Here is a 1,794-nt window from a genome sequence, read left to right as displayed (position 1 = left end):
GTGGGCCTGCTGCTGCTCTGGGCGGTGGCGGAGCTGCTGCGCTGGGCCTGCTGGCCGCGTCGCTGGCGCTGACCCGGAGTCGTGCCGCTGGCGGTGATGGCGAGGGCGGGGCGGGACACGGCGCTTAACCTGCTGCCCGCCATCGATCGCGTCGCCATGCCCGGGCCGCTGCCCCCTCCGATCGGTGCACCCCTGGGTGACGCCGTCACCGGCTTCGGCACGGACGGAATCCGCGGCCGCGTCGGTACCTGCGTGACCCCGGCCCTGGCGCTGCAGGTGGGCTACTGGTGCGGGCGGGTGCTGCGCACCGACGGCCCGGTGGTGATCGGCAGTGATTCGCGCACCAGCGGACCGATGCTGGTGGCGGCCCTCACCGCCGGTCTGACCGCCGCGGGTCGGGAGGTCTGGAACCTGGGTCTCTGCCCCACACCGGCGGTGCCCGGCACGATCCGCCGCCTCGGGCTGGCTGGTGGGCTGATGGTCTCGGCCAGCCACAACCCTCCCCACGACAACGGCATCAAGGTGTTCGGGGCTTCCGGCGCCAAGCTCAGCCGCGACCAGCAGGAGGCGATCGAGCGCGGTCTGCGGGGCACGCCGGAGACTGAGGCCGAAGCTCCGATCGGCGGCCCCAGCACTAGCGGCAACATTGCCAGCGGCTCCGAGACGTTCGGCTCTGCCTATGAGCGGGGCGACCTGCTGGAGGTCTATCGGCAGGGTCTGCTGGCCAGCGTCGAGGGGAGGCGACTGGATGGGTGCCCGGTGGTGCTCGACCTCTGCTGGGGATCGGCCGCCGCCTGTGGGGAGGCGGTCTTCCGTGACCTCGGTGCCGCGGTGACCGTGCTGCACGGCGAGCCGGATGGCCACCGCATCAATATGGGCTGTGGCAGTACCCATCTCGAGCCGCTGCGGCAGGCCGTGCTCGCCAGCGGTGCCGCCATGGGATTCGCCTTCGATGGCGATGCCGACCGCATGCTGGCCGTCGATGGCCAGGGTCGGGTGGTGGACGGCGATCAGATCCTCTACCTCTGGGGCACGGCCCTGCAGGAGGCCGATCAGCTGCCCCAGAACCGCATTGTGGCCACGGTGATGTCCAACCTGGGCTTCGAGCGTGCCTGGCAGGCCCGTGGCGGGGTGCTGGAGCGCACCGCCGTGGGGGATCAGTACGTCCACCAGGCGATGGAGGAGCTGGGGGCGGGTCTCGGTGGTGAGCAGTCGGGTCACATCCTCTCGGCCCGCCATGGCATGAGCGGCGATGGCCTGCTCACCGCCCTGCAGGTGGCCACCCGCCTGCACCAGGCCGGCCTGAGCCTGGCCGATTGGCTTGAGAGCAGCTTCCGGCCCTACCCCCAGCGGCTCGTCAACGTGACCGTGCCCGATCGGCAGCGGCGGCAGCAGTGGCAGCAGTGTGAGCCGCTGCGTCGTGCGGTGGAGGCGGCCGAGCAGGCGATGGAGGGTCAGGGACGGGTGCTGGTGCGGGCCAGCGGCACCGAGCCCCTGCTGCGGGTGATGGTGGAGGCGGCCGAACAGGGCCAGGTGGATCACTGGACTCACCACCTGGCGGCCGAGGCCGAAGCGCACCTCTGTGCGGCTTGAGGGCTCAGGCTGCCTGATCCGCCAGCTGCTGGGCGAGCTGGAGGGCACCGGCGCAGGCATCGCCCCGCGGGTCCACCAGATGGGCGCCGCCCAGACGCTCCTGCAGCCGCTGGGCGAAACGCTGGTGCAGGCCCTCCGGGTGGCGCAGGGCCCCGCCGCTGGTCACTACGGCCGGGCTCTGCAGCTCCAGGGCCGCGGCCA

General features: G+C 72.3%; 1 protein-coding gene and 1 pseudogene. One reads left to right on the top strand and one right to left on the bottom strand.

Going from position 1 to position 1,794, the window contains the following annotated elements; all coding sequences use genetic code 11:
• Nucleotides 1-156 precede the first annotated feature (156 nt).
• Nucleotides 157-1,593, top strand: a complete 1,437-nt coding sequence (glmM, locus tag VB716_RS05590; protein WP_197171657.1) for a phosphoglucosamine mutase — start codon at nucleotides 157-159, stop codon at nucleotides 1,591-1,593.
• Between the two features lie 4 nt (nucleotides 1,594-1,597).
• Here glmM and VB716_RS05585 read toward each other — a convergent pair.
• Nucleotides 1,598-1,794: pseudogene (locus VB716_RS05585) on the bottom strand (N-acetylglucosamine kinase); the annotation flags it as partial.

Source organism: Synechococcus sp. CCY9201 (assembly GCF_034931105.1).
In the GTDB taxonomy this organism is placed as follows: Bacteria; Cyanobacteriota; Cyanobacteriia; order PCC-6307; family Cyanobiaceae; genus CBW1002.
Note: the sequence above shows the minus strand (reverse complement) of the source record. Positions and strands in the feature narration are given on the sequence as shown.